General features: G+C 43.4%; 19 protein-coding genes, 1 tRNA gene and 1 riboswitch. Of the genes, 8 read left to right on the plus strand and 12 right to left on the minus strand.

Annotated features, from left to right (window positions below; all coding sequences use genetic code 11):
* Nucleotides 1-71 precede the first annotated feature (71 nt).
* The 4 genes from NVS78_RS03185 to rbfA all read right to left on the minus strand — a co-directional run bounded on the left by NVS78_RS03185 (nucleotide 72) and on the right by rbfA (nucleotide 2,916).
* Complete coding sequence (locus NVS78_RS03185) at nucleotides 72-479, minus strand: VanZ family protein (RefSeq protein WP_041503262.1); 408 nt, start codon at nucleotides 477-479, stop codon at nucleotides 72-74.
* The gene (locus NVS78_RS03190; protein ID WP_286357890.1) at nucleotides 479-1,303 is read right to left on the minus strand and encodes a peptidylprolyl isomerase; all 825 of its coding nucleotides are present in this window, start codon (nucleotides 1,301-1,303) and stop codon (nucleotides 479-481) included. The genes NVS78_RS03185 and NVS78_RS03190 overlap by 1 nt, the downstream gene beginning before the upstream one ends.
* A 4-nt stretch (nucleotides 1,304-1,307) precedes the next feature.
* Nucleotides 1,308-2,516, minus strand: a complete 1,209-nt coding sequence (locus tag NVS78_RS03195; protein ID WP_286357891.1) for an ABC transporter permease — start codon at nucleotides 2,514-2,516, stop codon at nucleotides 1,308-1,310.
* 64 nt (nucleotides 2,517-2,580) lie between these two features.
* Entirely contained in the window at nucleotides 2,581-2,916 is a 336-nt protein-coding gene (rbfA, locus tag NVS78_RS03200; RefSeq protein ID WP_286357892.1) for a 30S ribosome-binding factor RbfA, read from the minus strand.
* Nucleotides 2,917-3,007: 91 nt separating this feature from the next.
* Here rbfA and NVS78_RS03205 point away from each other — a divergent pair.
* Together NVS78_RS03205 and speA are read left to right on the plus strand one after the other, a co-directional pair.
* Nucleotides 3,008-3,080: transfer RNA gene (locus tag NVS78_RS03205), tRNA-Pro, on the plus strand.
* A 270-nt stretch (nucleotides 3,081-3,350) separates the two neighbouring features.
* Entirely contained in the window at nucleotides 3,351-5,243 is a 1,893-nt protein-coding gene (gene speA / locus NVS78_RS03210; protein WP_286357893.1) for a biosynthetic arginine decarboxylase, read from the plus strand.
* A 215-nt stretch (nucleotides 5,244-5,458) separates the two neighbouring features.
* On the opposite strand, the gene dinB is transcribed toward speA, so the two are convergent.
* The 5 genes from dinB to lepA all read right to left on the minus strand — a co-directional run bounded on the left by dinB (nucleotide 5,459) and on the right by lepA (nucleotide 12,107).
* On the minus strand, nucleotides 5,459-6,535 hold the full coding sequence (gene dinB, locus NVS78_RS03215; protein ID WP_286357894.1) for a DNA polymerase IV: 1,077 nt from the start codon (nucleotides 6,533-6,535) through the stop codon (nucleotides 5,459-5,461).
* 251 nt (nucleotides 6,536-6,786) lie between these two features.
* Nucleotides 6,787-7,809: a 1,9-bis(guanidino)-5-aza-nonane synthase gene (locus NVS78_RS03220; protein WP_286357895.1), complete on the minus strand. Its 1,023-nt coding sequence runs from the start codon at nucleotides 7,807-7,809 to the stop codon at nucleotides 6,787-6,789.
* A 133-nt stretch (nucleotides 7,810-7,942) separates the two neighbouring features.
* Nucleotides 7,943-8,806 (minus strand): agmatinase, encoded by an 864-nt coding sequence (gene speB, locus NVS78_RS03225; protein ID WP_286357896.1) that lies wholly within the window; start codon nucleotides 8,804-8,806, stop codon nucleotides 7,943-7,945.
* 179 nt (nucleotides 8,807-8,985) lie between these two features.
* A complete protein-coding gene (locus NVS78_RS03230) occupies nucleotides 8,986-10,293 on the minus strand; it encodes an amidohydrolase family protein (RefSeq protein WP_286357897.1) in 1,308 nt (435 codons plus the stop codon).
* 26 nt (nucleotides 10,294-10,319) lie between these two features.
* Complete coding sequence (gene lepA / locus NVS78_RS03235; RefSeq protein WP_041503271.1) at nucleotides 10,320-12,107, minus strand: translation elongation factor 4; 1,788 nt, start codon at nucleotides 12,105-12,107, stop codon at nucleotides 10,320-10,322.
* A 152-nt stretch (nucleotides 12,108-12,259) separates the two neighbouring features.
* On the opposite strand from lepA, the gene NVS78_RS03240 reads away from it, so the two are divergent.
* From NVS78_RS03240 to NVS78_RS03265, 6 genes are all read left to right on the plus strand, one after another.
* A complete protein-coding gene (locus NVS78_RS03240; RefSeq protein ID WP_286357898.1) occupies nucleotides 12,260-12,760 on the plus strand; it encodes an RNA polymerase sigma factor in 501 nt (166 codons plus the stop codon).
* Between the two features lie 11 nt (nucleotides 12,761-12,771).
* The gene (locus NVS78_RS03245; protein ID WP_286357899.1) at nucleotides 12,772-13,374 is read left to right on the plus strand and encodes a hypothetical protein; all 603 of its coding nucleotides are present in this window, start codon (nucleotides 12,772-12,774) and stop codon (nucleotides 13,372-13,374) included.
* 151 nt (nucleotides 13,375-13,525) lie between these two features.
* On the plus strand, nucleotides 13,526-14,287 hold the full coding sequence (locus tag NVS78_RS03250) for a hypothetical protein (protein ID WP_286357900.1): 762 nt from the start codon (nucleotides 13,526-13,528) through the stop codon (nucleotides 14,285-14,287).
* 106 nt (nucleotides 14,288-14,393) lie between these two features.
* Nucleotides 14,394-15,272, plus strand: coding sequence for a YicC/YloC family endoribonuclease (locus tag NVS78_RS03255; protein ID WP_286357901.1), 879 nt, complete (start codon nucleotides 14,394-14,396; stop codon nucleotides 15,270-15,272).
* A gap of 163 nt (nucleotides 15,273-15,435) precedes the next feature.
* Entirely contained in the window at nucleotides 15,436-16,038 is a 603-nt protein-coding gene (gene nadD / locus NVS78_RS03260) for a nicotinate (nicotinamide) nucleotide adenylyltransferase (protein ID WP_286357902.1), read from the plus strand.
* Between the two features lie 159 nt (nucleotides 16,039-16,197).
* A riboswitch (cobalamin riboswitch) is annotated at nucleotides 16,198-16,394 on the minus strand.
* 268 nt (nucleotides 16,395-16,662) lie between these two features.
* Nucleotides 16,663-17,574: a YitT family protein gene (locus NVS78_RS03265; protein WP_041503277.1), complete on the plus strand. Its 912-nt coding sequence runs from the start codon at nucleotides 16,663-16,665 to the stop codon at nucleotides 17,572-17,574.
* 237 nt (nucleotides 17,575-17,811) lie between these two features.
* Here NVS78_RS03265 and NVS78_RS03270 read toward each other — a convergent pair whose 3' ends face one another.
* The 3 genes from NVS78_RS03270 to NVS78_RS03280 form a co-directional block, all read right to left on the minus strand.
* Nucleotides 17,812-18,105 carry a PG0541 family transporter-associated protein gene (locus tag NVS78_RS03270; RefSeq protein ID WP_041503278.1) on the minus strand — a complete coding sequence of 98 codons (294 nt, stop codon included), beginning with the start codon at nucleotides 18,103-18,105 and terminating at the stop codon, nucleotides 17,812-17,814.
* A 61-nt stretch (nucleotides 18,106-18,166) separates the two neighbouring features.
* Complete coding sequence (locus NVS78_RS03275) at nucleotides 18,167-21,331, minus strand: efflux RND transporter permease subunit (protein WP_286357903.1); 3,165 nt, start codon at nucleotides 21,329-21,331, stop codon at nucleotides 18,167-18,169.
* A gap of 92 nt (nucleotides 21,332-21,423) precedes the next feature.
* Entirely contained in the window at nucleotides 21,424-22,467 is a 1,044-nt protein-coding gene (locus NVS78_RS03280; protein ID WP_286357904.1) for an efflux RND transporter periplasmic adaptor subunit, read from the minus strand.
* Between the last annotated feature and the right edge of the window lie 20 nt (nucleotides 22,468-22,487).

Genomic DNA, 22,487 nt, shown 5'->3' on the forward strand with positions numbered 1-22,487 from the left:
AAATTCAAAACAAGGAACAAATTTATTCGAATGGGGGGAGAATTCCAAATGTTCTATTGTCGAGAGTGCAATCAGAACTTGTTTTTGATTCGGGATAATAGTTTGTCTTTTTGTCTTTTGACCGCGGGATAGAGCAAACAACCGGCAACAGCACCCAATACGTCTGCCAGCAGATCGCCCCACTCTCCTCCGCGTTGGAAATAGGTCATCTGTAAAATCTCGATCAGTCCGCCGTAGATGAAGCTGAATATCACGGTTATCCAAAAGATGGTATGGGTACGTATTCTGGTTTGATAATGCAGTTCACTGCATAAAAAAATGGCCATGATAAAAAACATACCGAAATGTACGACTTTGTCTAAGTGCGGGATGTTTAAATGAGGATCGGGAACCGACTCGGAGGGCATGGCACATAGAATAAATATGACGAGAGCCCAAATGATATTTCTAAATAGCAGGGTTTGTTTACGTGGTATCATTATTCGATGATTTTTACGCGGATGATTTTTACGTCTGTAAGCGGACGGTCTTGCTTGTCCGTCTTTAAGGCGGCAATACGGTCGATGACATCCAAGCCTTCGATCACCTCTCCGAATACCGTATACTCTTTATCCAAATGATGGACACCGCCCAAGGTCGTGTATGCCTCGATCTTATCTTCCGGCATGTGGATTTTGTCGGTATTCAGATTCCATTCGAAAGCAATATCCGTTTTTATTTTTTCAGCGATTTCCCGAAATTCCGCCACTTTTTTCTGCGCGCGCAACGTGTCTAAAATAGCTTTTTTTTCTTTCGTGAAATATTTCTGTTGGATGGCTTTTTTAATCGGAACGTTCACGGCGTTTTCTATTTTCTTTAACTCCTCGGGAGTATATTTTTTCCCTTGTACGATATAAAATTGGGAGATATCCGATTCTTTGAAGAAATTGACCCGGTCCGGTTGACGGGGTGCTGCTAAAGCCCCTTTTTTATGGTAATGGTTCGGTTTTATCTCCGCATCGATAATAACTCCTTTTCCGAATCCGATAACTTGTCCGGGAACGGCATTCCTGCTGTCGGAAGAACCGCCTTGAATGATAAAGTTTTTGATCGTTCTGTAAAAAAGGGTCCCGTCATAATGCCCGGCTTTAGCCAGTCTGATAAAATGATCCCGGTGAATGGGCGTGTCGTTGTATAATTTAGCTTTCATCGTCCCCATATTGGTTTCGATCAGGACGAGAGTCTCTTTTGTTTGTCCGAAACTACGGACGGAAGCTGTGGTGAATAGGAAACAGAGCAAACCGATAAAGAAATAAGGTCTCATGGAATTAATTTTTAACGATTTTACGAATAAGGTATTTTACGGGAAAATGTGATGCCAGGTAACCGATAGCAATGACCGAGATCAGGATAATCAATATATCGTGACCTATCAGTTTAACGGGATAGGCATCGATCATGTAATTTCCTTCACCCAAAGTAATCCATCCGAAATGTTCCTGCCCCAAACAGAGTAAGGAACCGACGATAAGTCCGAAAAGGGCTCCGATACCGGTAATCAGGTTTCCTTCCAATTTGAATATGGAGATGATTTTTTCCCTGCTCATTCCAAGGGCCTGATATATGCCGATATCCTCTTTTTTGTCGATGATCAGCATGGATACGGACCCGATGATATTGAAAGAGGCGATTAAAAGAATAAAGAGCAGGATCAGGAAGATGGCTAACTTCTCCGATTTCATCATGGCGTAGAACGAACGGTTGGTATCGTATTTGTCTTCGACCTTATATTGTTGTTGGTTAATGGCGTTCTTGAGTTCGGCTTTGATGTTAGAGATCCGGTCCGGATCGTTTAATTTGATTTCGATTTGAGAGATCTCTCCCGGTACCATAAAAAGCGTACGGGCGAAATCGATGTCCGTGATGACGTATTTGCCGTCAATGTCCTGTTGAGCGGAGAACAGGGCTATCGGAAAAATGTTTTCGCTGTTCAGGGACGATGCCGCCGAAGAGGAGTTTTTGTCCGGATAATAAAAGGTCATGGGCGTCGTTAGCCCGATTCGGAGCTTGAGTGTTGCGGCAATCGAATATCCGAGGACGGCCGTGTATTTGTCTCCTTCTTTTAAGGAGTACTTTCCGGTAGAGATCGTGTGGTCTATCCCGGTGTGTTTGTTGTAATTTTTATCGACTCCTTTTACCGTTACAGGCATAAGTTTTTTCCCGTACTTTACCAAAGCTTTTTCTTCTATGACGGGATCGTAGGATCGAATTCCTTCCATGTGTTTCAACGTCTTTATCAGTAAAGAGTCCGTTTTAAAAAATTTTCCTTTTACCGGGGACACGGTGATGTCAGGGGTAAAACTATCGGTAGCGTCGGTTAGAAGCAAGTCGATCCCGTTGAAAACGGAGAGGACGACAATCAGGGCCGCCGTACCGATAGCAACCCCGATCATGCTGATGATCGAGATAATATTGATGGCATTCTGCTTCTTTTTTGAAAACAGGTATCGCCGTGCGATGAAAACCGATAAATTCATGAAAGAGAGCTTTGGTTTCAGCCTCGCCGACTGTTTGATTTGGCTCGACTCGAAGGTATCGAAATTATTTTAAAAGTTCGTCGATTTTTTCGATATAATCGAGACTGTCGTCCACGAAAAATCTCAGTTCGGGAATGATGCGGATCTGTTTACCGATTTTTTTCCCGAGGATAAAACGGATGTTTTTATTTTTTTCCGTTAAGCTGTTCAGAACCTTTTCCGTCAGTTCGGAAGGGAAGATGCTTAGGTATACCCTCGCGTAGGATAAATCCGGACTGACTCTTACGGCTGTAACGGATAAAATAGCTCCCACGGCATACTCCTTACACTCTTTCTGAAACATTTCGCTTAAGTCTTTTTGAATTAAACGTCCTACTTTATTTTGTCTGATTGAGTCCATTATAAGAAAAATTGATGATTCGGTAAAAATTTCTACAAAGATAGTGATTTTAATTTAGACTTTTATTATCTTTGCCCTCGCAAAACGAAAACGGGATGTAGCGCAGTTGGTAGCGCGCCACGTTCGGGACGTGGAGGCCGCTGGTTCGAGTCCAGTCATCCCGACCGTTAGAAATGAACACGCTGATTTACAGCGTGTTTTTCTTTTGGATGGCATGTCGCGTCGTCCCTGATCGTTATCGAAACGGATAGTCGTATTTTACTACTGTTTTGTTCTTGCTGCTGATGGCTTAAGTTGTAATTTTAAATATACGGTCTGCAATTTAAAATTTGTAACTAATATTCTGCTGACAATCTGTCTGAAAAGTGTATTAATATTGAAAATATATTGTAGATTTGCGCAAACAATCAATCTTAAAACGGTCTTACATAGAAATGAGAAAATGGAGTATTGACGATTCGGCCGAACTGTACAATATCAACGGTTGGGGGCTGAACTATTTTTCAATCAACGAGAAAGGACATGTTACGGTGACCCCTAAAACGGGAGGGCCCCGTATTGATTTGAAAGAACTGATGGAAGAACTTCAGGTTCGTGACGTGTCGGCTCCTGTATTATTAAGATTCCCGGATATTTTGGATAACCGGATCGAGAAGATTTCGAATTGTTTCGAGGCTGCGGCGAAAGAGTACGGTTATACGGGAAAAAATTTTATTATCTACCCGATAAAGGTGAATCAGATGCGTCCGGTAGTGGAAGAGATTGTAAGTCACGGGACCAAGTATAATATCGGATTGGAGGCCGGTTCGAAACCGGAATTACACGCGGTATTGTCTATTGATATCGATGATGATGCCATGATCATTTGTAATGGCTATAAGGATGAGAATTATATCGAATTGGCTCTTTTGGCCCAAAAAATGGGACGGAATATATTTTTGGTGGTCGAAAAGTTAAACGAACTTCGGAATATTGCCTCTATTGCCAAACGATTGAAGATACGTCCCAATATCGGGATCCGGATTAAATTGGCAAGTTCTGGAAGTGGAAAATGGGAAGAGTCCGGGGGCGATGTCAGCAAGTTCGGCGTAAATTCGAGTGAATTGCTCGAAGCCCTGGATATCCTGGAAAAGAACAAACTGATGGATTGTCTTAAGCTGATCCATTTCCATATCGGTAGTCAGGTAACCAATATCCGTCGGATAAAGACAGCTTTAAAGGAGGCTTCTCAGTTTTACGTGCAATTGCAGTCCATGGGATACGATATCGATTTCGTTGATATCGGCGGAGGCTTGGGAGTGGACTATGACGGAACGCGTTCGGCTACGAGTGGGAATAGTATGAACTATTCGATTCAAGAGTATGTAAACGATGCGGTTTCGGCGATTGTCGATGCCTGCGAGAAGAATGAATTGAAGCAACCCAATGTTATCACGGAATCCGGTCGTTCTTTAACGGCTCATCATTCGGTATTGGTCTTTGAAGCATTGGCCAGTACCAGCTTGCCCGAATTTAACGAAAACGAGGAGATAACGGAGGATGCCCATGAATTGGTAAAAGAACTTTACGATTTGTGGGAAAACCTGAATCAGCCGCGTTTGATTGAAACTTGGCACGATGCCATGCAGATCCGGGAGGATGCCTTGGGACTCTTTAATTTAGGACTGATAGATTTGCGGACGAGAGCACAGGTGGAGCGTCTTTTCTGGTCGGTGGCCCGTGACGTGTACGACATGGCTGTCAATACGAAACACGCTCCGGATGAACTGAAAAAGATTTCCAAACTTTTGCCGGATAAGTATTTTTGTAACTTTTCACTGTTCCAGTCTTTGCCGGACTCTTGGGCCATCGATCAGATATTCCCGATTATTCCGATTACTCGGTTGAACGAGCAACCGACCAAATCGGCTACGATACAGGATATTACTTGTGATTCGGATGGAAAGATAGATAATTTTATCTCTACCCGTAATTTCTCCTATCATTTGCCCGTGCACGAGTTGAACGGGAAAGAGCCCTATTATTTTGGCGTCTTCCTCGTCGGGGCTTATCAGGAGATATTGGGAGACCTGCATAACCTTTTCGGGGATACCAACGCCGTGCATATTAAAGTGAAGGGAGACGAGTACGTGATCGATAAGATCATCGAGGGAGAGACGGTAGCCGACGTGCTTGAATATGTACAATTTATGCCGAAACGAATGGCTCGGACTGTAGAGGTTTGGGTTACCAGTTCAGTGAAAAAAGGAATTATATCGGCGGAAGAAGGACGGGAATTTTTATCTAATTACCGTTCCGGCCTGTATGGATATACTTATTTGGAATAATTTAGGCAGATAGAAAAAGGTCCGTGCTGTCGCAGCAGGGACCTTACAGTATCAATAACAAATTTATGAAAAAAAACGTCTAAGTTCAGTTTGAAATCCACTACAAACGTAGTGGATTCTGTTTTTATAAATAAGACAACTCTATTACATCTCGGTTAATGAGTAGTTGTTTCTTGTGTTCTTTTACGGAGACTGTGCCCTAAATGTTTTCGTAATTATTTAAAATTAAAGCTAAGTTGTGTAGGTTGGTGAGGGGACGAACCGTCAAAAGGATTGGAAACGGATAAACCTAACAGGCGAATGCGGTAGTCTTCCAATTTCAACTCGTTCAATAAATTCTTCGCCAAAGGGAGGATCTCTTGTAAGGTAGTCAATTCGTTGCTTAAACTGATACTGCGGGTTTTCTGTGTAAAATCGTGAAATTTTACTTTTAAGGTTAGTGTATGCCCTTTGAAGTTGTTTTTTTTCAATCGACGAATGAGCTCTTTCGTGATGTGATAGAGCTCTATAATAAGAGCGGTATGGGTTGTCAGGTCTTTATCGTAAGTTTGTTCGCATCCTACCGATTTACGGATTCTAAGCGGTTCCACGGGACGGGAATCGATGCCGTGAGCGAAATCGTAATAGAGCGTTCCCGCTTTTCCGAAATTGCGTGTCAAAAATTCCGGGGAACAGTATTGTAAATCCTGTCCCGTATGTACTCCGAGCTCATGCATTTTTCGGGCTGTGACTTTTCCGATACCCCAGAAAGCTTCAATAGGGAGCTTCGCGATAAACGAGAGTGCCCTGTCCGGATGAATCGTGTAGAGACCGTCCGGTTTCCGGTAATCGGAGGCGATTTTTGCCAGAAACTTATTGTAAGAGATTCCAGCCGAAGCGATAAGTCCTAATTTTTCCTTGATCTCTTTTTTGATTGCTTTGGCAATGTCGACTGCCAGAAAGATACCTTTTTTATTTTCGGTTACATCTAAAAAAGCTTCATCGATGGAAAGCGGTTCGATCAGGTCCGTGTATTTTCTGAAGATCTGATGGATTTCCCGGGAAACGGCCTTATATACCTCCATACGGGAAGAGATAAAGATCAAGTCGGGACAAAGCTTTAGGGCCTTCATGGAGGACATGGCCGAATGGATTCCGTACCGACGTGCTTCGTAGCTGGCGGCAGCGATGACTCCCCGGGCTTCCGGACGTCCTACCACAACGGGTTTTCCCCGGTATTCCGGATGGTCGCGTTGTTCGATGGATGCATAAAAAGCGTCCATATCGATATGGATGATTTTTCGGTTGTACATGTTGGTCGTTACGAAGGTAACCGATTATTTGTTATTCCGTTAAAAGAGACGGGCATTTCTTTTTTTATTCAATTCTTTTTAAGAATAACAGCACAAAAATGATGTGGAAATGAGGAAAATAAATGAAAGTGATTTCACTCTTTTTTGTCGCTAACCATCCATATTCCTTAAAAAGGGAAATACCTGATAAAATAAAAACTGTCCCGAAAATAAATTAGGGACAGTTTTATATGGTAAAAACCGGGAATGACTTATTTTACAAATAGTCTATTCCAGTTTTTGTATTCTCTTGCCTTCCATGCATTGCTATGATATATATAGCTGGCGATTAACGGAATGACGGTGGTTCCTTCTGCATATACCATTTGTTCGTAGGTGACATCTACCTTACCCCAGGAGCAAGCTTCTTTTAATGTGGATGAAGAGCAGGCTCCGTCCCGAACATCGGCTACGGTGATTTGGATGGCGTATTTATGCATAGGTACTTCGTAACCTAAGATTTCAGCACATACAACCGTGTCCTGTGCAAAGTTTTTCGGAGTTCCTCCGCCTACCATGAATAAACCGGTGGTTCCTGCTTCGATTTTAATTTTGGTCAATTCGATAAAATCTTTCACGGAGTCGATAGAAACATGTTTATCCGGGTGTTCCCATTGATGTTTTCCGATACCGAATCCGGCGCTACAATCGGAAAAAGCAGGACAGAAGATAGGTACTCCGCATTCGTAGCATGTTTGAATCAAGCTGTCTTTTTTCACGGCATGTCCCTCGTGCAGCCATTTCCCGATTTCCCAGATGAACTCGCGGGAAGAGTAAGGACGTGGCTCTAAATTGTTGGCGATCTCGTAAGTCGTATGGTCGCAGGCCTGAAGTTCTTCCTCATCGATGAACGTATCGTAGATACGGTCAATGTAAAGTTCGCGTAATTGCATATCCGGCACGTCCTGGCTACCTTTGTAGTGCTTGAAACCAAGAGCCTCGAAAAGGTCCATATCGATAATGGAGGCCCCGGTAGAAACCACGACGTCGACCATTTTGTTGCGAACCATGTCCACGTATACCTGCATACATCCGGCGGCACTGGTGCTACCGGCAATGGTAAGAATATTAGTACACTCTTTCTCTTTCACCATTTTCATCAAGATATCGGCGGCACGAGCGGTATCGCGAGAGGTGAATGACATATCGCGCATCGCGTCGATTAATTGCGTTGAGTCGTACGATTTGATGTCGATGTGTTTGATGGTGTCTTTTAATAAATCTTTCTTTTCCATTTTTGTTAATCTTAAAAATATAAAGGTGCAATTATGAGGACCTTATAGACTCAATATTTTTAATTGGAAGTTGATTGAACGATCGGGTGATTTTTTAGTCGTAAAACCACGGAAACGCTTAATCATAAATCTTTTATTGGTTGTTGTATTTCATGCTCAATATCTGATAAATCAGCTTGCTGGCCAAGAAATCGGGAGCTTTATTCGACTCGTTCGGGCATAGTTCCACGACATCCATACCGATGATGTTATGTCTCTCGTTGATCAGTTTCAGGAAATTCAGAACTTCCCGGTAATAAAGTCCGTCCGGTTCTGGAGTTCCGGTAGAGGGCATGATGGCCGGGTCGAACACGTCGAGATCGATGGTGATATACACGTTGTCGTGTAATTTTTGAGAAACCATGTACATCCAGTTACTACCTTCCTTGGCATCATGTAAGTCATGGGCATAGAAGATGCGGTCCGGCATGATATTCTCTTTCTCTTCGATGGCAGAACTTCTGATTCCAACTTGGGCTATGGTTGCGACTTCTTTTGCCCTGGCCATAACACAGGCGTGGTTATGGGTGGAACCTTCGTATTCGCTACGCATGTCCGAGTGGGCATCGAGTTGTAAAACCGAGAATTTATCGAAATGTTTGGCAAAAGCCCGAAAAGCTCCGATACTTACGGAGTGTTCTCCTCCTAAGATAACAGGAAACTTCTTGTCTTTTAGTATCGCATCGACCCGGCGTTCAACTTCCTGAGACATGGCTTCGGGAGAAGATGCTTCCGAGACAGGCTCTACGGTTGCAATGCCTTTTCTATATACTTCAGAATCTGTTTCGATATCGTAAAGCTCCATATTGGCAGAAGCTTCTAAAAGTGCATCCGGACCTTTATCGGCACCTTTTATCCAAGTACTTGTCCCGTCATAGGGGACCGGTAATACTACGATTTCGGCTTTGTCGTATGCTGTATACTCTTCTTCCAGTCCGCCATAATTTAAATTTTCCATATCTTCTTGTGTTTATATCGTTTATAAACTTTTTCTTTTATAAATAAGGATTGCAAAGCTAAACTATTTAATTGAAAATTGAAAGATGAAAATTGAAAATTACTTGCTTCCGTCCTAATCTTTTTACGAATCGGAAGAAATAGGCTCAAAGGATAGGAATTTTTTAAATACAAATCCTTTTACGAAAGACGAAACGAGCAGGCAATTCGTTTCACTGCCTTTAAGGTCTCTTCTTTATCGATGTGCAATACCTCCCGATTTTTCATGATCCATTCCCCGTTTACCATGGAATAACGGATGTTTTTGCTGTTCATGGCATAGACGATCGCGGAGTATTCGTCGTAAACGGGAATCATATTGCTGGCATTAGCATGCACGAGTATCAGATCCGCTTTTTTCCCTGTCTCTATGGAACCGGTGATTCCGTCTAACCCCAGAGCCTTTGCCCCGTTGATGGTTGCCATTTGTAAGGCCGTACGGGCCTGGATTGCCTCCGGGTTGTAGTGGACTACTTTAGGCAATAGGGCGGCGAAGCGCATCTCCTCCACCATATCCAAGGTGTTGTTGCTTGCGGTGCCGTCGGTTCCGATTCCGACCGTGATACCTGCTTTCCGGTAGGAGTCCGTATCGGCAATTCCGCTGGCTAATTTCAGGTTGCTTTTGGGACAATGCCCGATAGAAGTACGTGTGCTTGCGAATAATTCTGTTTCTTTCGGGGTCAGCCACACGCCATGGGCCGCAATGACGTTTTTGTCCAATAACCCGATGGAATGGAGATATTCTCCCGGAGTTTTTCCGGTACGGATTTTGATATCTTCCACCTCTTTTCGTGTTTCCGAAACATGAATCTGTAAGAGCGTATTGTATTTGTCGGCCAATCGCTTACCGCTTTTCAATGTCTTTTCGGAACAGGTATAAGGAGAGTGAGCGCAAACGGAAGGATGAATCAAGCTGTCGTTTTGCCACTTTTGTATCAATTGTTCGCAAAGAGAGAGTCCTTCTTCTACTGTTTTAAAGCTGGCCGTCGGGAAATCGATAAGCGATTCCCCCACTACCCCCCGAATCCCTGCCTTTTTAGCCTCTTCCGCGATGATATCTTCAAAAAAGTACATGTCGTTGAAACAGGTCGTGCCTGATTTGATCATCTCGATAAAAGCCAACCGACTGGCAATCCGAACGTTTTCGGGCGTGACGAGACGAGCTTCTGCCGGAAAAATGTGTTCCGTCAGCCACTCGTGCAAGGGAAGATCATCTGCAAATCCGCGCAAAAGGGTCATGGGAACATGGGTATGAGTGTTAACGAAACCGGGCATAACAATCATTCCTGCCGCATCCGTGATCTCTATTTCGGGACTGTTTGTTTGGCGTTCATCCATAGATCCGATACGGAGGATTTCATCTCCTTCGATATCGATAAAGCCGTTTTTTACCACCTCCATTTGGGAATTCATCGTAACGATGCAGGCATTGATGATCTGTTTTTTCATGTCCGTTTGTTTATGAACAGGTTATTTTAATCTAACTTCAAAACGGCAAGGAATGCCTTTTGCGGTACTTCCACGTTTCCGATCTGTTTCATTCGCTTCTTTCCTTTTTTCTGTTTTTCCAGCAATTTGCGTTTCCGGGAGATGTCACCCCCGTAACATTTGGCCGTAACGTCTTTCCGGACGGCCTTTATCGTCTCCCGGGAGATGATTTTGGCTCCGATGGCAGCTTGGATGGCAATATCGAATTGTTGTCGGGGAATGAGTTCCTTGAGTTTTTCACAAATCCGTTTTCCGAACGAATAGGCGTTATCGAAATGAATAAGTGCGGAAAGGGCATCCACGGACTCCCCGTTCAGCAGGATGTCCAGTTTAACCAGGTTGGCTTGCCTGTAACCGATCTGGAAATAGTCGAAAGAGGCGTATCCTTTGGTGATGCTCTTCAGTTTATCGTAGAAATCGAACACGATCTCGGCAAGCGGCATTTCGTAGTTTAACTCGATGCGGTTACCGGTCAGGTAGTGTTGTTTGATCAAAGTTCCCCGCTTTCCGAGGCAGAGGGTCATGATCGGACCGATGTATTCGGTCGGGGTGATGATCTGTGCTTTTATATAGGGTTCTTCGATGTAATCCAACGTGGTCGGAGAGGGCATGTCCGACGGGTTGTGCATCTCGTATACCTCTCCTTTGGTCGTGTGAGCGATATACATTACGTTAGGAACCGTCGTGATCACATTCATGTCGAATTCGCGGTCTAACCGTTCCTGAATGATCTCCATATGCAACATCCCCAAAAATCCGCAGCGAAAACCGAAGCCTAAAGCTGCTGAAGATTCCGGTTCAAAAGTCAGGGAAGCATCGTTAAGTTGCAGTTTTTCTATGGAAGTTCGTAAATCTTCGTAATCTTCCGAATCGATGGGGTATATTCCCGCGAATACCATGGGCTTAACCTCTTCGAAACCCTCGATAGCTTTGTCGCAAGGGCGGTTGATATGAGTAATCGTATCGCCGACCTTCACCTCCGAAGAGGTCTTGATGCCGGAAATAATGTAACCGACATCCCCCGTCGGCAATTCGGCGCGGGGTTCCTGATTCAGGCGTAAAACACCGATTTCGTCCGCGGTATACTCCTTTCCCGTGTTTACAAATTTGACCTTATCTCCGCTTTTTAAAGAACCGTTCACGATGCGACAATAAGTGATGATCCCGCGGAAGGAGTTGAATTCGGAATCGAAAATCAAAGCTTGCAACGGAGCTTCAGGATCTCCCGTGGGAGCTGGAATCCGTTCCACGACGGCTTCCAATATCCGGTCGACACCCATTCCGGTTTTACCGCTGGCTTCCAATATATCTTCTCTTTTACAACCTAAAAGTTCTTCGATCTGGTCTTTTACCTCTTCGGGCATGGCGTTGGGCATATCCATTTTGTTCAACACCGGAATGACCTCCAAATTATTGTCTATTGCCAAATAAAGGTTGGATATCGTTTGGGCCTGAATACCTTGTGTTGCGTCCACGATCAGTAGAGCCCCTTCGCAGGCCGCGATGGAACGGGATACTTCATAGGAAAAATCCACATGTCCCGGCGTATCGATCAGGTTTAGCACGTATTTTTCTCCCTTGTAATTGTAATCCATCTGAATGGCATGGCTTTTAATGGTGATTCCCCGCTCTCTCTCCAGGTCCATGTCATCGAGAACCTGAGCCTGTAAGGCTTTGCCTGTCACTGTTCCCGTGTATTCCAGCAGCCTGTCTGCCAATGTACTTTTTCCGTGATCAATATGTGCGATAATACAGAAATTCCTAATGTGCTCCATGTATGAAATTTGCAATTAATAATTTGGAGTGCAAAGATAGTGATTTTCCGTGAATATGAAGTGTCGGGTTTTGAAAATGAAACGGGCTAAACGACAGAATCGTATAAAATATTTTTTAGTCTGCTGTGATTTTTGTTTCTTGCGTGCGTCTTATGAGAAAAAAATCGATGGATCAGGAGTTAGAAAAAGAGTTTATTGCTTTTATTCAGGAGCACCAACGAATCATTTATAAGGTCTGCTATTTATATTCCCGGGATACAGGCCATTTAAACGATTTGTATCAGGAGACGGTAATCAATTTGTGGAAGGGGTTTCCCGATTTTCGCCGGGATGCAAAACCTTCTACGTGGGTGTATCGGATTGCTTTGAATACCTCCATCTCCTATTTCAGACGGTTTATAAAAAAGTCGAAGATACTATCGATTGATGTCGCGTCGAATTTGCCGGACGATGACAGGGATGTAGCGGGAGAGATAAAAGAGATGTATGTTTTGATCGATCGGCTGGGGCAGCTGGAAAGGGCATTGGTGTTGCTTTATCTGGAAGAAAAGTCGTACCAGGAAATAGCGGTGATTACGGGATTGTCGGTGACGAATGTTGCGACAAAACTCAGCAGGATCAAAGAAAAATTGAAAAACATGTCTAATGGTTAAATTATTGTGTTATGGAATTGGATAAAATGAAAGATAATTGGAATTCCTGGGAAGAATCCCTCAAAAGAAGAGAGATTCTCGATGAACGGATGATTAGAAAAATGATAGAAGGGAAACGGAATCGGGCTATCGATAAATTGATCAATGCCGAGATTTGGTCGGGAATATGTGCTTGTATAAGTATCATTTGTTGTACTATCGTGTGGAGTGGGCCGGTTGGGAAGACACATATGCAGGAGTGGTTCTTGTGGGTTAATCTTTTGGTCTTGTTGCTTATGGTCTTATACGTGTGGAGAGGTCTACGATCGTTACACCGGATGGATGCGATAAAGAAAAACATGAAAGAGCTTGCCTTGTCCATTCATCGTTATAAAAGGAGCTCTCAGACAGAATTATTGTTTACTCCTTTTCTCGGTATCATGTATGCTGTTTTATTCCTTACCTCTCTTAAAGCTTTTAGCGATATCGCGTACTATTTCATTCTTGTTTTTGTTGCAATAGGTCTTTTGTTTGCCGTTTTATTAAGTTGGACTATCTATCGGCGTTTTACGCTGAAAAATATTCAGGAGATACAAGAGAGTATCGAAGAGTGGGAGGAAGTCGAGAAGGATTGATAGGAGCTTTACAATCGGCAGATTTGTAAATCCTTTCATCTTATGAATGATAATCTGTTCAGAAAGTAGTTACAGGGTAATATGTTCGAATAATTTTTTAAGTTTGTGCGCTTGAAAAAGCATCAGACCGGAAATTTTATTATTTGAAAACATGGAGGCAAAATTTTATAAAGAGAAGATTGTCGACCTTATGACTTTGTTATTCGGTCCTTTTTCGGGAGGATTGTTGATGAGTGTAAATTTTTTTCACATGGGCCGTAGAAAGGCAGCTTGGTTTACCTTGTTGATATCTTTACTTTTGACCCTTGGGATCGTACTTGTTTTATGCTCTTTACCGGATGAGCAGGCAGATCGGGTTCCCCGATTTCTGATACCGGGATTGAGCGTAATCATTATCGGTTTTGTTGTTTATAAGACCCAAAGAAACCGTTTGGATGAACACGCCCGGGAGGGCGGTACGTTCTATTCTGCCTGGCGGGCTTTGGGTGTTAGCCTCGTGGGTCTTTCGGTTTTGCTCTTGTTGCTGGTCGCCACTCTGTTTTTTACGGATATAGGGAATGTATGGCCGGAGGAACTGGATCTATATGAAGAAAAAGCGTTGAAGGTTTACGAGATGATTGAGTGGGAAGAGGACCCGGAAATTGTTCGTGCTTACGTGGATACGGTCTCTCTCGTTTGTTGGAAAAAATATCAGGATGCGTTGCGGACGGTAGAGCGTTCGAAGGATTTGGGAAAGGAGGATCGTTTGGAACTTGCCTACCTGAAAAAATACGTGGAATTGCGGCTTCAAGAGTGCTCCCGGATGTTGATCTGGTTGGAAAATCCTTTGCTCCGGGACGAGGAGCTGAACCGTATTCAGGAGGAGATAGATAAGATTTTGTCAGAGTACCGTCAAGAAATGTTGGGAGAGTAGTATTTTCCCGGGTGCTTTCCTGAACTTTTTCGATATTTTGTAACCTTATTTCTAAAATAAAAGCCCTACTTTTGCAAGGAATTGTAACCTAACAAAAGTGAAAATTATGGTAAAATCAATGACCGGTTTCGGGAAAGCAACTGTTGAAAGTGGTGATAAGAAGATTGTGATTGAGGTAAAAAGCCTGAACTCAAAACAATTGGATGTTAATTTGAAGACTCCGAATTTATATAAAGAGAAAGACATAGAGATTCGGAATACGATAAAAAATTACCTGGAACGAGGTAAAGTAGACATGTTCATTTATTTTGACGGTACGGATGCGGATAAAGAAGTAGCTGTAAATAAATCCGTCGTTTCCCAATATTACCAACAAATGCTTGATGTTGCTTCTTCTTTGGGGGTAGAACCGGATAGAGGGGAGTTGTTACAGACGATCATGCGTTTCCCGGATACACTTCAGGTAAAATCCGAAGAGTTGGATGAAGAGGAGTGGCTTCATTTGAAGGCCGGAATCGTGAAAGCTCTGGAAGAGGTCAATAAGTTCAGGGTACAAGAGGGAGCCGTATTGATAAAGGATATATTGAATCGTATAGAGCTGATTAAAAGTTTATCGGCAGAGGTCCCTCGGTTTGAATCCCAGCGTGTTGTGGCGATAAAACAGCGTTTGCAGGAGAAGATGAAGGAGTGGGGGGAAATCAAGAATATAGATGAAAACCGTTTGGAGCAGGAGATCATCTATTACTTGGAGAAATTGGATATCACGGAAGAAAAAGTGCGTTTAGCCAATCATTGCAAATACTTTATAGAAACGGCTGAAAAAGAAGAAGCCCCGGGACGTAAATTGGGTTTTATCGCCCAGGAGATCGGTCGTGAAATCAACACGATGGGGTCGAAGGCAAACGACCATGACATTCAGAAATTAGTAGTGCGAATGAAAGATGAGTTGGAGAAAATTAAGGAGCAAAGCCTTAATGTTTTGTAGGTCGAAAACGAACCGGAATTTAAATAGCACGCGGGAACGGGTGCAATGGGTTATTTTAGATGGCACGTTTAAAAACGGGAGGACTCGGAGGGTAGGAAGAGCTTGATAAAGTCACCTGATCGTTGATTACGGAATGAATGAGATAGCGACTAATTTTTGAAAAATGAATTATGATAATCAAATACCTATGCGGATAGGATTGTTTTTCGGTTCTTTTAATCCGATTCATAACGGTCATATCGGAATTGCCCGTTATCTTCTTGATAATGGATATTGTGATAAGTTGTGGTTTGTTATTAGTCCTTGTAATCCTTTTAAAGTTAATCAGGCATTATTGCCTGAACAAGATCGGTTGGAGATGGTAAAAACAGCCATTGCCGGAGACGAACGGATGTCGGCTTGCGACATCGAATTTTCCATGCCTAAACCTTCTTATACGGTAGATACCTTAAGATTACTTTCATCCCGTTATCCGGATTGCCTGTTTAAATTAATCATAGGAAAAGATAACCTGTGTAATTTTCATTTATGGAAAGACGATCAATGGATTCGAACGCATTATCCCCTGCTCGTTTATCCCCGTAAAGGGTTTGAGTGTTCCGGGGAAGAGTATCCGGATATATCTTTTGTCGATGCTCCTTTGTTTCCTTATTCGTCGACGGAGATAAGAGACCGGGTTCGTTCGGGAGGTGATATTTCCGACTGGGTTCCTTCCTGCTTACGGTCTCTGGTTATAAAGAAATACGAAGGGTCTGAAAAAGAATAAGTGAGCTTCTATTTTATTATAGAATTAAGTTGGCAGAGAAATTCTATAAAAAATACCTACTCACCTATTCAGCAGAACAACGCTTGTTGGAAAATGGGGAAGAAGAAAATTGTGGCAAGCACAATAGACATCTTACCAGCTTCTTTTCCCGAAAGCTACAGTAAAAACTAATGTTTGGCAGGTTTTCTGACTCGCTTCCTTTTTGTCGCCTTCCCATTTTTATAAACAGTGGCAGTAGAGACTAAAGTTAACGAAGCTTACAGCTGCGGGTACAGTTCACGATTTTCACATGATTCCCTCGGAGCGTTCGAAGAACATTCACTATCCAAAGCGAAGACAAATATAAACAAATAAATGAAAATAAGGATGGGATAAATAATAATTTTGAAAGACCTATTTTCTTTTGATTGAGGGTGAGATGAGTTGATACGGCTTTTTTTTGTTTTTTGTATAAATATGTGGTCTCTTGTATAAATATGCATGATATTCAAAGGTTAAATCTAAGATTATCAATATTTTACATGATTTGTAATTACATCGAAAACGTTGTGGGAAATCGAAAACAAGTTGTACTTTTGTGCGTCTGAAAAAGTGGAATTAATAACTCAATAAATAAGTTTAAACATGGGATTTGTAACGAAGGAGAAATTATTCTCCAAGGATTTCTTTATTACCTATTCTTGGTTGATAGGTGGTTGTTTTGTGTTTGCGTTGGGAGCCGTGATGTTTGCCGAACCCTATGGATTTGCACCGGGAGGAACATATGGTCTCTCTATGGTTTTCCATCATTTGTTCGGTTGGAGAACGGAAGCAACGGCTTTATGTATGGATGTGCCCCTGTTGTTGCTCGGTATCTATTTCTTAGGAGCCAAGTTCGGTATTAAAACGGTAATCTGTACTTTTGCTATTCCGGGTTTTATGTGGTTGATTCACCAATCTTATGGTTTTGATGCTTTGTTGGAACCGGGAGTAGAAAATCGGGCCGATCTGCAGGAACAACTGTTGTCCTCTATTTTCGGGGGTATCGTATACGGTATAGGGATCGGTATGATTTTTAAATCCAGGGCTACTTCGGGAGGGTCGGATATCATTGCGATGATTCTGAACAAATATACGCATATCTCTTTGGGCACACTGGTAATTATCGTAGATTGTACGATCACGTTGACGACTGTTTTGGCTTTCGGGGATTGGAAATTACCGATGTATTCCTGGATTATCGTGTTTATCGAAGGTAAGGTGATCGATTTGATCGTGGAAGGAGCTTCCGTACATAAGACCTTGATGATTGTAACGAAAGAGGTCGAGTCGGTAAAGAGTATCATATTGAAAGACATTAACCGGGGAGCAACCCTGTTGCCGGCCGTCGGAGCCTATAAGGGAGAATCCCGTGAGATTATTTATACGATTCTTACCCGTCGGGAGATGATGATATTGCGTCATCGTATCCGTGAGATAGATCCGGAAGCTTTTATCAACGTCATCGACTCCCGTGAGATATTGGGTAGAGGATTCAAATCCTTAAAAGAAGATTAAGCATATTCTTTTCTGAAAAAAGAGATGTTGTAAAAATAGATAAAGGCATCTTGATTTCAAGATGCCTTTATCTATTTTCGTTGTCGAACTCTATCTTTACGGTAGAGTTTCATTAAGAGATTTCGTGATCCTGAAATGAAATGATTGGGTGATTCATTTGGAACATGCAAACTTTGAATCATCAAATCTTCCAATCGCTTAATCACGGAATCTTTTAATCATAGAGTCCATTGATCGTCAATAGGTTTGCGTGATGTCCCAGACAAAGGCTCTGATACCGTTTTCTCTGTTCACGTTGTCTAATTTTTCCACGTATTTGAGGATCAAGGGAACCTTGTGGTCTTCCACGATGGTAAGAATGGCCGAGTTCATTTCGGGCCAGGTGTGTGTCCCCATGCGGGGTTCTCCCGTGTTCGTTCCCCTACCGTTTACTAAAGGGAACTGGGTCCAGCCTCGTACTTGCAACTGGTCGAGTAAATAGTCCACCCGTTCTGTTAAGGCCTGATTATAGGATATAAATACAGCTTTCATATGAATTTGGTTTATAACCCGGGATCCGAAAGTTTACTCTTCCGAATCCCGGGTTGTAAATTTATTTTTGTTCTAACTCTTTCGGATCAAAGTCCCGCATAAACTTGAATTGTTTACTTAACGCCTTTTTCTTGTCACGGCTACCGCTCTTATCCATAGCAGCATAGATGACGGGGACGATAATCATGGTGATGATGGTAGAGAATACCAAACCTCCGATTACGGCGACTCCCATCGGGCGCCATGTTTCGGAACCCTCTCCCGTGCTCAGTGCCATCGGCAACATACCCAAGATAGTCGTTAATGCTGTCATCAATACCGGACGAAGACGGGACCGACAGGCTTGTGCGATGGCATCGTATAACCGGATACCTCTTTCCCGCATCAGATTGATGAAGTCGATCAATACGATACCGTTCTTCGTTACGATACCAACCAGCATGACGGCGCCTAATGCCGCGATCACACTCATGGTCGTATTTGTCAGCAACAGGGCCAGGATTACCCCGGAGAAAGCGAACGGAATAGACAACATGATGATGAACGGCATTTTGAATGATTCGAACTCGGAGGCCATAACAATGTATACCAATAACATGGCTAACACCATCAGCATGGCTAACGAACTGAATGACTCCTGTTGGTCTTCGTAGCTACCTCCCACGTATACGGAGATCTCTTGAGGGATTTCGTTTTTCATGTCGTCGATCACTTTCTGGGCGGCGACAGCAATGTCTCCCAATGAGACTCCCCTGGAAGGGGTAATGGATACTTTTACCAAACGTTGTTTACTTTTACGTTCGATGTTTGGCGGAGACCAATACTCTTTGATTTCACCCAACTCTTTTAACCGGATCTTTTCTCCCGCGGCATTCGTAATCAGGATATTTTCTATTTCGGTGATAGAACTCCGGTATTTTTCCTGCAAGCGGACGATCACGTCATACTCCTCTCCGTCTTCCTTGTATTTCGTGGGCTTATATCCGTATACCCGGTTACGTAGGGCGTTGGCTACTTCCGTGGTGGTCAAACCGTGTCTTGAAAGTTTATCTTGGTTCAAGAATAGCTGGAGTTCCGGCTTGTCGTCGTCCCGGCTGATGTTGATATCCTCGGCACCGGGTACGTCTTCCATCTTTTGTTTGATGGTTGCGGCCAGTTTATTGGTTTGTTCGAAATCAAATCCGGAAATTTCGATGTCTACGTTATTGCTCGACATGGAACCTCCGCTGGAGGTACTAACCGTATATACCAAAACATCAGGCAGCTCTTTCAATCGGGAACGAAGGTCGTCGGCGATGGTAAATACACTGCGATTTCTATCTTTCAGATCTACTAATCTGGCTCTGATATTCAAAATATTACTACCGGTTTTATTGAACAGGGAGGAGAATCCCGCATCCTCGTCTTCACTACCGTAAGAGAGATTGATCTGTCTGATCTCCGGGTAATTCGTTCTCATAATCGAGTCGATTTGCAGGGCAACCCGTTTGGTCTCCTCTACTCTTTGTCCGGTCTGCATCTTCACGTACACGTTCATGGAACCCTGGTCGTTCTGGGGCATAAAGTCCGTACTGATGTATTTGGCCAAGAACATGGAAGCCACGAAAATAACCACGGCTGTTAGTGTGATGGTTGTTTTGTGATACAAAGACCAACGGATTAATCTTTCATACCAGGCATCCAACTTATCCAATAATCGCATAACGGTACTGTTATAACTGAATTTGCTTTCTTTTTTCTGCACATCCTTATCTTGTAAGCGCAGTAGCTGGGAAGAGAGCATAGGGGTCAAACTGATAGCCGTTACGGTAGAGGTACAAACGGTAATACATACGATATAGCCCAATTGTTTGAACAGGATTCCGGTCATACCCGTTACCAAGGTCAACGGGAAGAATACGGCCACGGTAACCAAGGTGGTTACGATAACCGACAACCATACCTCGTTTGTCCCGTATTTGGCCGCTTCGCGCGGGGCACTTCCCCGTTCGATGTGTTTCGTGATGTTTTCCAAAACCACGATAGCGTCGTCCACAACCATACCGATAGCAATCGAAAGGGAGGACAGGGAAATGACATTTAGCGATTCGTTCGTGATAAAAAGATAGATAAATGCCACGATCAACGAGATCGGGATGGTCAGTGCGATGATAAACGTCGCCCTCCACCGTCCGAGGAATAGTAATACGACCAAGACTACGAAGATCAAGGCGTACATCAATGTTTCCGACAGGTTGTTGATGGATTGAACGATGAAGTCGGACGAGTCGACCAATACGTCGATTTTAATGTCGGGAGGCAGTTCTTTCATGATCTGAGCCATCTCTTTCTTAACGGTTTTAGCGATGGCTACCGTGTTGGCATCGGATTGTTTGGTTACTAACAAAATCGCTCCCTGTTGCCGGTTGATCAATTGCTCTAAGGTGATATCCTTGATCGTATCTTTAACGATAGCGATATCTTTGAGCAGTATGGATTTGCCGTTATTCGTTGCGACTACGATATTCTTGATTTTTTCGCTGTCGTCGAACTCTCCTTCCACGCGGACCTGATAATCCATGATACCCATTTTCAAATTACCGGCCGGAAGATTCTTATTCTCGGCGGCGATCAGATTTCCAAGGCTCTCCACGGTCATGTTGTAGGCATCCAGTTTGTTCGGATCGAGATCCACGTAGATAACCCGTTTGGGAGAACCCGCGATGGTTACGGAAGCGACCCCGTCTACCCGGTTTAACCGGTTGATCACCTTGTCGTCGACGATCTTTTCGATCCCGGGATAAGAAGCGTCTGCCGTCAAAGAGTAAATGATTACCGGCATCATGGACGTGTTGAACTTGAACAAGGAGGGACGATCGATATCGTCCGGAAGATTATCCATGGCCTTATCGATAGCGTCGCGAACGTCATTGGCGGCCTCGTCTAAGTTGGCTTCCCATTCGAACTCCAACTGGATAACGGAAAGATTATCGTATGAGGTAGAGGTCAGCTCTTTCAAATCTTCCACGGAATTCAACTGATCCTCTAATATTTTTGTGATATTGGTTTCTATATCCGCGGCGTTTGCTCCCGGATAACTTGTCATTACCGATAGATAGGGAGGGTCCATCTTAGGATACTGGTCAACGGGGAGTTGGACCAGCGAGAAGACTCCCAGCACGATGATACCGACGAAAATCATCAATGTCGTAATCGGTTTTTCTACGGCTGTATTAAATATACTCATCTTTTTTGTTTTAGATTTATGATTCGGATTTATGAGGGTTGCTTGTGGTCCCCTCTCTTCGCGTGATGATGCTTAAATCCTGCGTGTTACTATTATTTCGTGATTTGGATGGGAGCTCCGTCCACCAACCGGGCTTGACCTACGGTGATCAATTCGTCTCCTTCCTTGATCTCATCGGAAATCAATTCCACCTGATCGTCGAAACGTTTTCCTAAGATAACTTCAACCCGTTTAGCTTTGCCGTTGTCGTTTAAGAACACGTACCGGTTATTGGCTCCTTGTAATTTCAAAACTGCCAAGGCGGGAACAACCATCGTTTCCGTTTCTCCGATAAAGAAGGTAATCGAACCGAACATACCCGGACGTAGCGTCAGGTCATTGTTCGGAATCTTTACCTCGACGGTGAAAGTACGGGAGTCCTTGTCTATCGTCGGATATACGATACTTACTTTTCCGGGGAATGTCCGGTCGGGATAGATGGCGCTCTTTAATTCAACGGGAGTACCCTGTTTGATGAGCGGGAAATATTGTTCCGTCATGTTTACCTTAGCCTTTAGCGGGTTGATCTGCTCGATGGAGATCACGGAGGCTTTGGCGGCACCTCCGGTAGGGGAACCGGAATACATTTCACCGTTCTCGTAAAATTTTCCGGTTACCACTCCATTGAACGGGGCTAAAAGTTTCGTGTTTTCCCGTAGAAATTCCACGTTGGATTTAGCTACCTCGTACTGGGTAACGGCTGCATCATAAGCTTGTTGTGAAATACTTTCCGTCTTTTTCAACATGACGGCCCGGTTGTATTCCGTTTCTAAGTTTTTCAATTGGACTTCGGCCTGATGTAATTGGGTCCGGTCCATTTCGACTAAGAGTTGTCCTTTTTTAATCGGGTCGCCTACCTCCACGTGAATCTTTTCAATTCTTCCGGTGGAGGAAGGAGCGTAATAGACTTGCTCTTCGGCTTCCAAATTGGCCGTGTAATCTATCGTTTTAGCAATCTTTTTCTTTTCAAGTTTCATAACCTTCACGGGTACGGCTTGAACAGTTGCGTTCGATGTGTCTGCTGCCTTGTCTTTCTTGTTAGAGCAGCCGGTAAGTATAGCTAACGCTATAATCGATAAAATGAGATTCTTTACCATTGTATTTCTTTTTTTGTTAT

This window comes from Gabonibacter chumensis, from assembly GCF_024741215.1.
GTDB lineage: Bacteria > Bacteroidota > Bacteroidia > Bacteroidales > Marinifilaceae > Gabonibacter > Gabonibacter massiliensis.

Coding starts and splice junctions, on each gene's coding strand:
- NVS78_RS03250 (WP_286357900.1), top strand. CDS start 13,526: ATGGAGGCAAAATTTTATAAAGAGAAGATTGTCGACCTTATGACTTTG.
- NVS78_RS03240 (WP_286357898.1), top strand. CDS start 12,260: ATGAGAAAAAAATCGATGGATCAGGAGTTAGAAAAAGAGTTTATTGCT.
- NVS78_RS03275 (WP_286357903.1), bottom strand. CDS start 21,331: ATGAGTATATTTAATACAGCCGTAGAAAAACCGATTACGACATTGATG.
- NVS78_RS03245 (WP_286357899.1), top strand. CDS start 12,772: ATGGAATTGGATAAAATGAAAGATAATTGGAATTCCTGGGAAGAATCC.
- speA (WP_286357893.1), top strand. CDS start 3,351: ATGAGAAAATGGAGTATTGACGATTCGGCCGAACTGTACAATATCAAC.
- lepA (WP_041503271.1), bottom strand. CDS start 12,107: ATGGAGCACATTAGGAATTTCTGTATTATCGCACATATTGATCACGGA.
- speB (WP_286357896.1), bottom strand. CDS start 8,806: ATGGAAAATTTAAATTATGGCGGACTGGAAGAAGAGTATACAGCATAC.
- NVS78_RS03280 (WP_286357904.1), bottom strand. CDS start 22,467: ATGGTAAAGAATCTCATTTTATCGATTATAGCGTTAGCTATACTTACC.
- rbfA (WP_286357892.1), bottom strand. CDS start 2,916: ATGGACTCAATCAGACAAAATAAAGTAGGACGTTTAATTCAAAAAGAC.
- NVS78_RS03185 (WP_041503262.1), bottom strand. CDS start 479: ATGATACCACGTAAACAAACCCTGCTATTTAGAAATATCATTTGGGCT.
- NVS78_RS03220 (WP_286357895.1), bottom strand. CDS start 7,809: ATGGAAAAGAAAGATTTATTAAAAGACACCATCAAACACATCGACATC.
- NVS78_RS03195 (WP_286357891.1), bottom strand. CDS start 2,516: ATGAATTTATCGGTTTTCATCGCACGGCGATACCTGTTTTCAAAAAAG.
- NVS78_RS03270 (WP_041503278.1), bottom strand. CDS start 18,105: ATGAAAGCTGTATTTATATCCTATAATCAGGCCTTAACAGAACGGGTG.
- nadD (WP_286357902.1), top strand. CDS start 15,436: ATGAATTATGATAATCAAATACCTATGCGGATAGGATTGTTTTTCGGT.
- NVS78_RS03265 (WP_041503277.1), top strand. CDS start 16,663: ATGGGATTTGTAACGAAGGAGAAATTATTCTCCAAGGATTTCTTTATT.
- NVS78_RS03255 (WP_286357901.1), top strand. CDS start 14,394: ATGGTAAAATCAATGACCGGTTTCGGGAAAGCAACTGTTGAAAGTGGT.
- NVS78_RS03190 (WP_286357890.1), bottom strand. CDS start 1,303: ATGAGACCTTATTTCTTTATCGGTTTGCTCTGTTTCCTATTCACCACA.
- NVS78_RS03230 (WP_286357897.1), bottom strand. CDS start 10,293: ATGAAAAAACAGATCATCAATGCCTGCATCGTTACGATGAATTCCCAA.
- dinB (WP_286357894.1), bottom strand. CDS start 6,535: ATGTACAACCGAAAAATCATCCATATCGATATGGACGCTTTTTATGCA.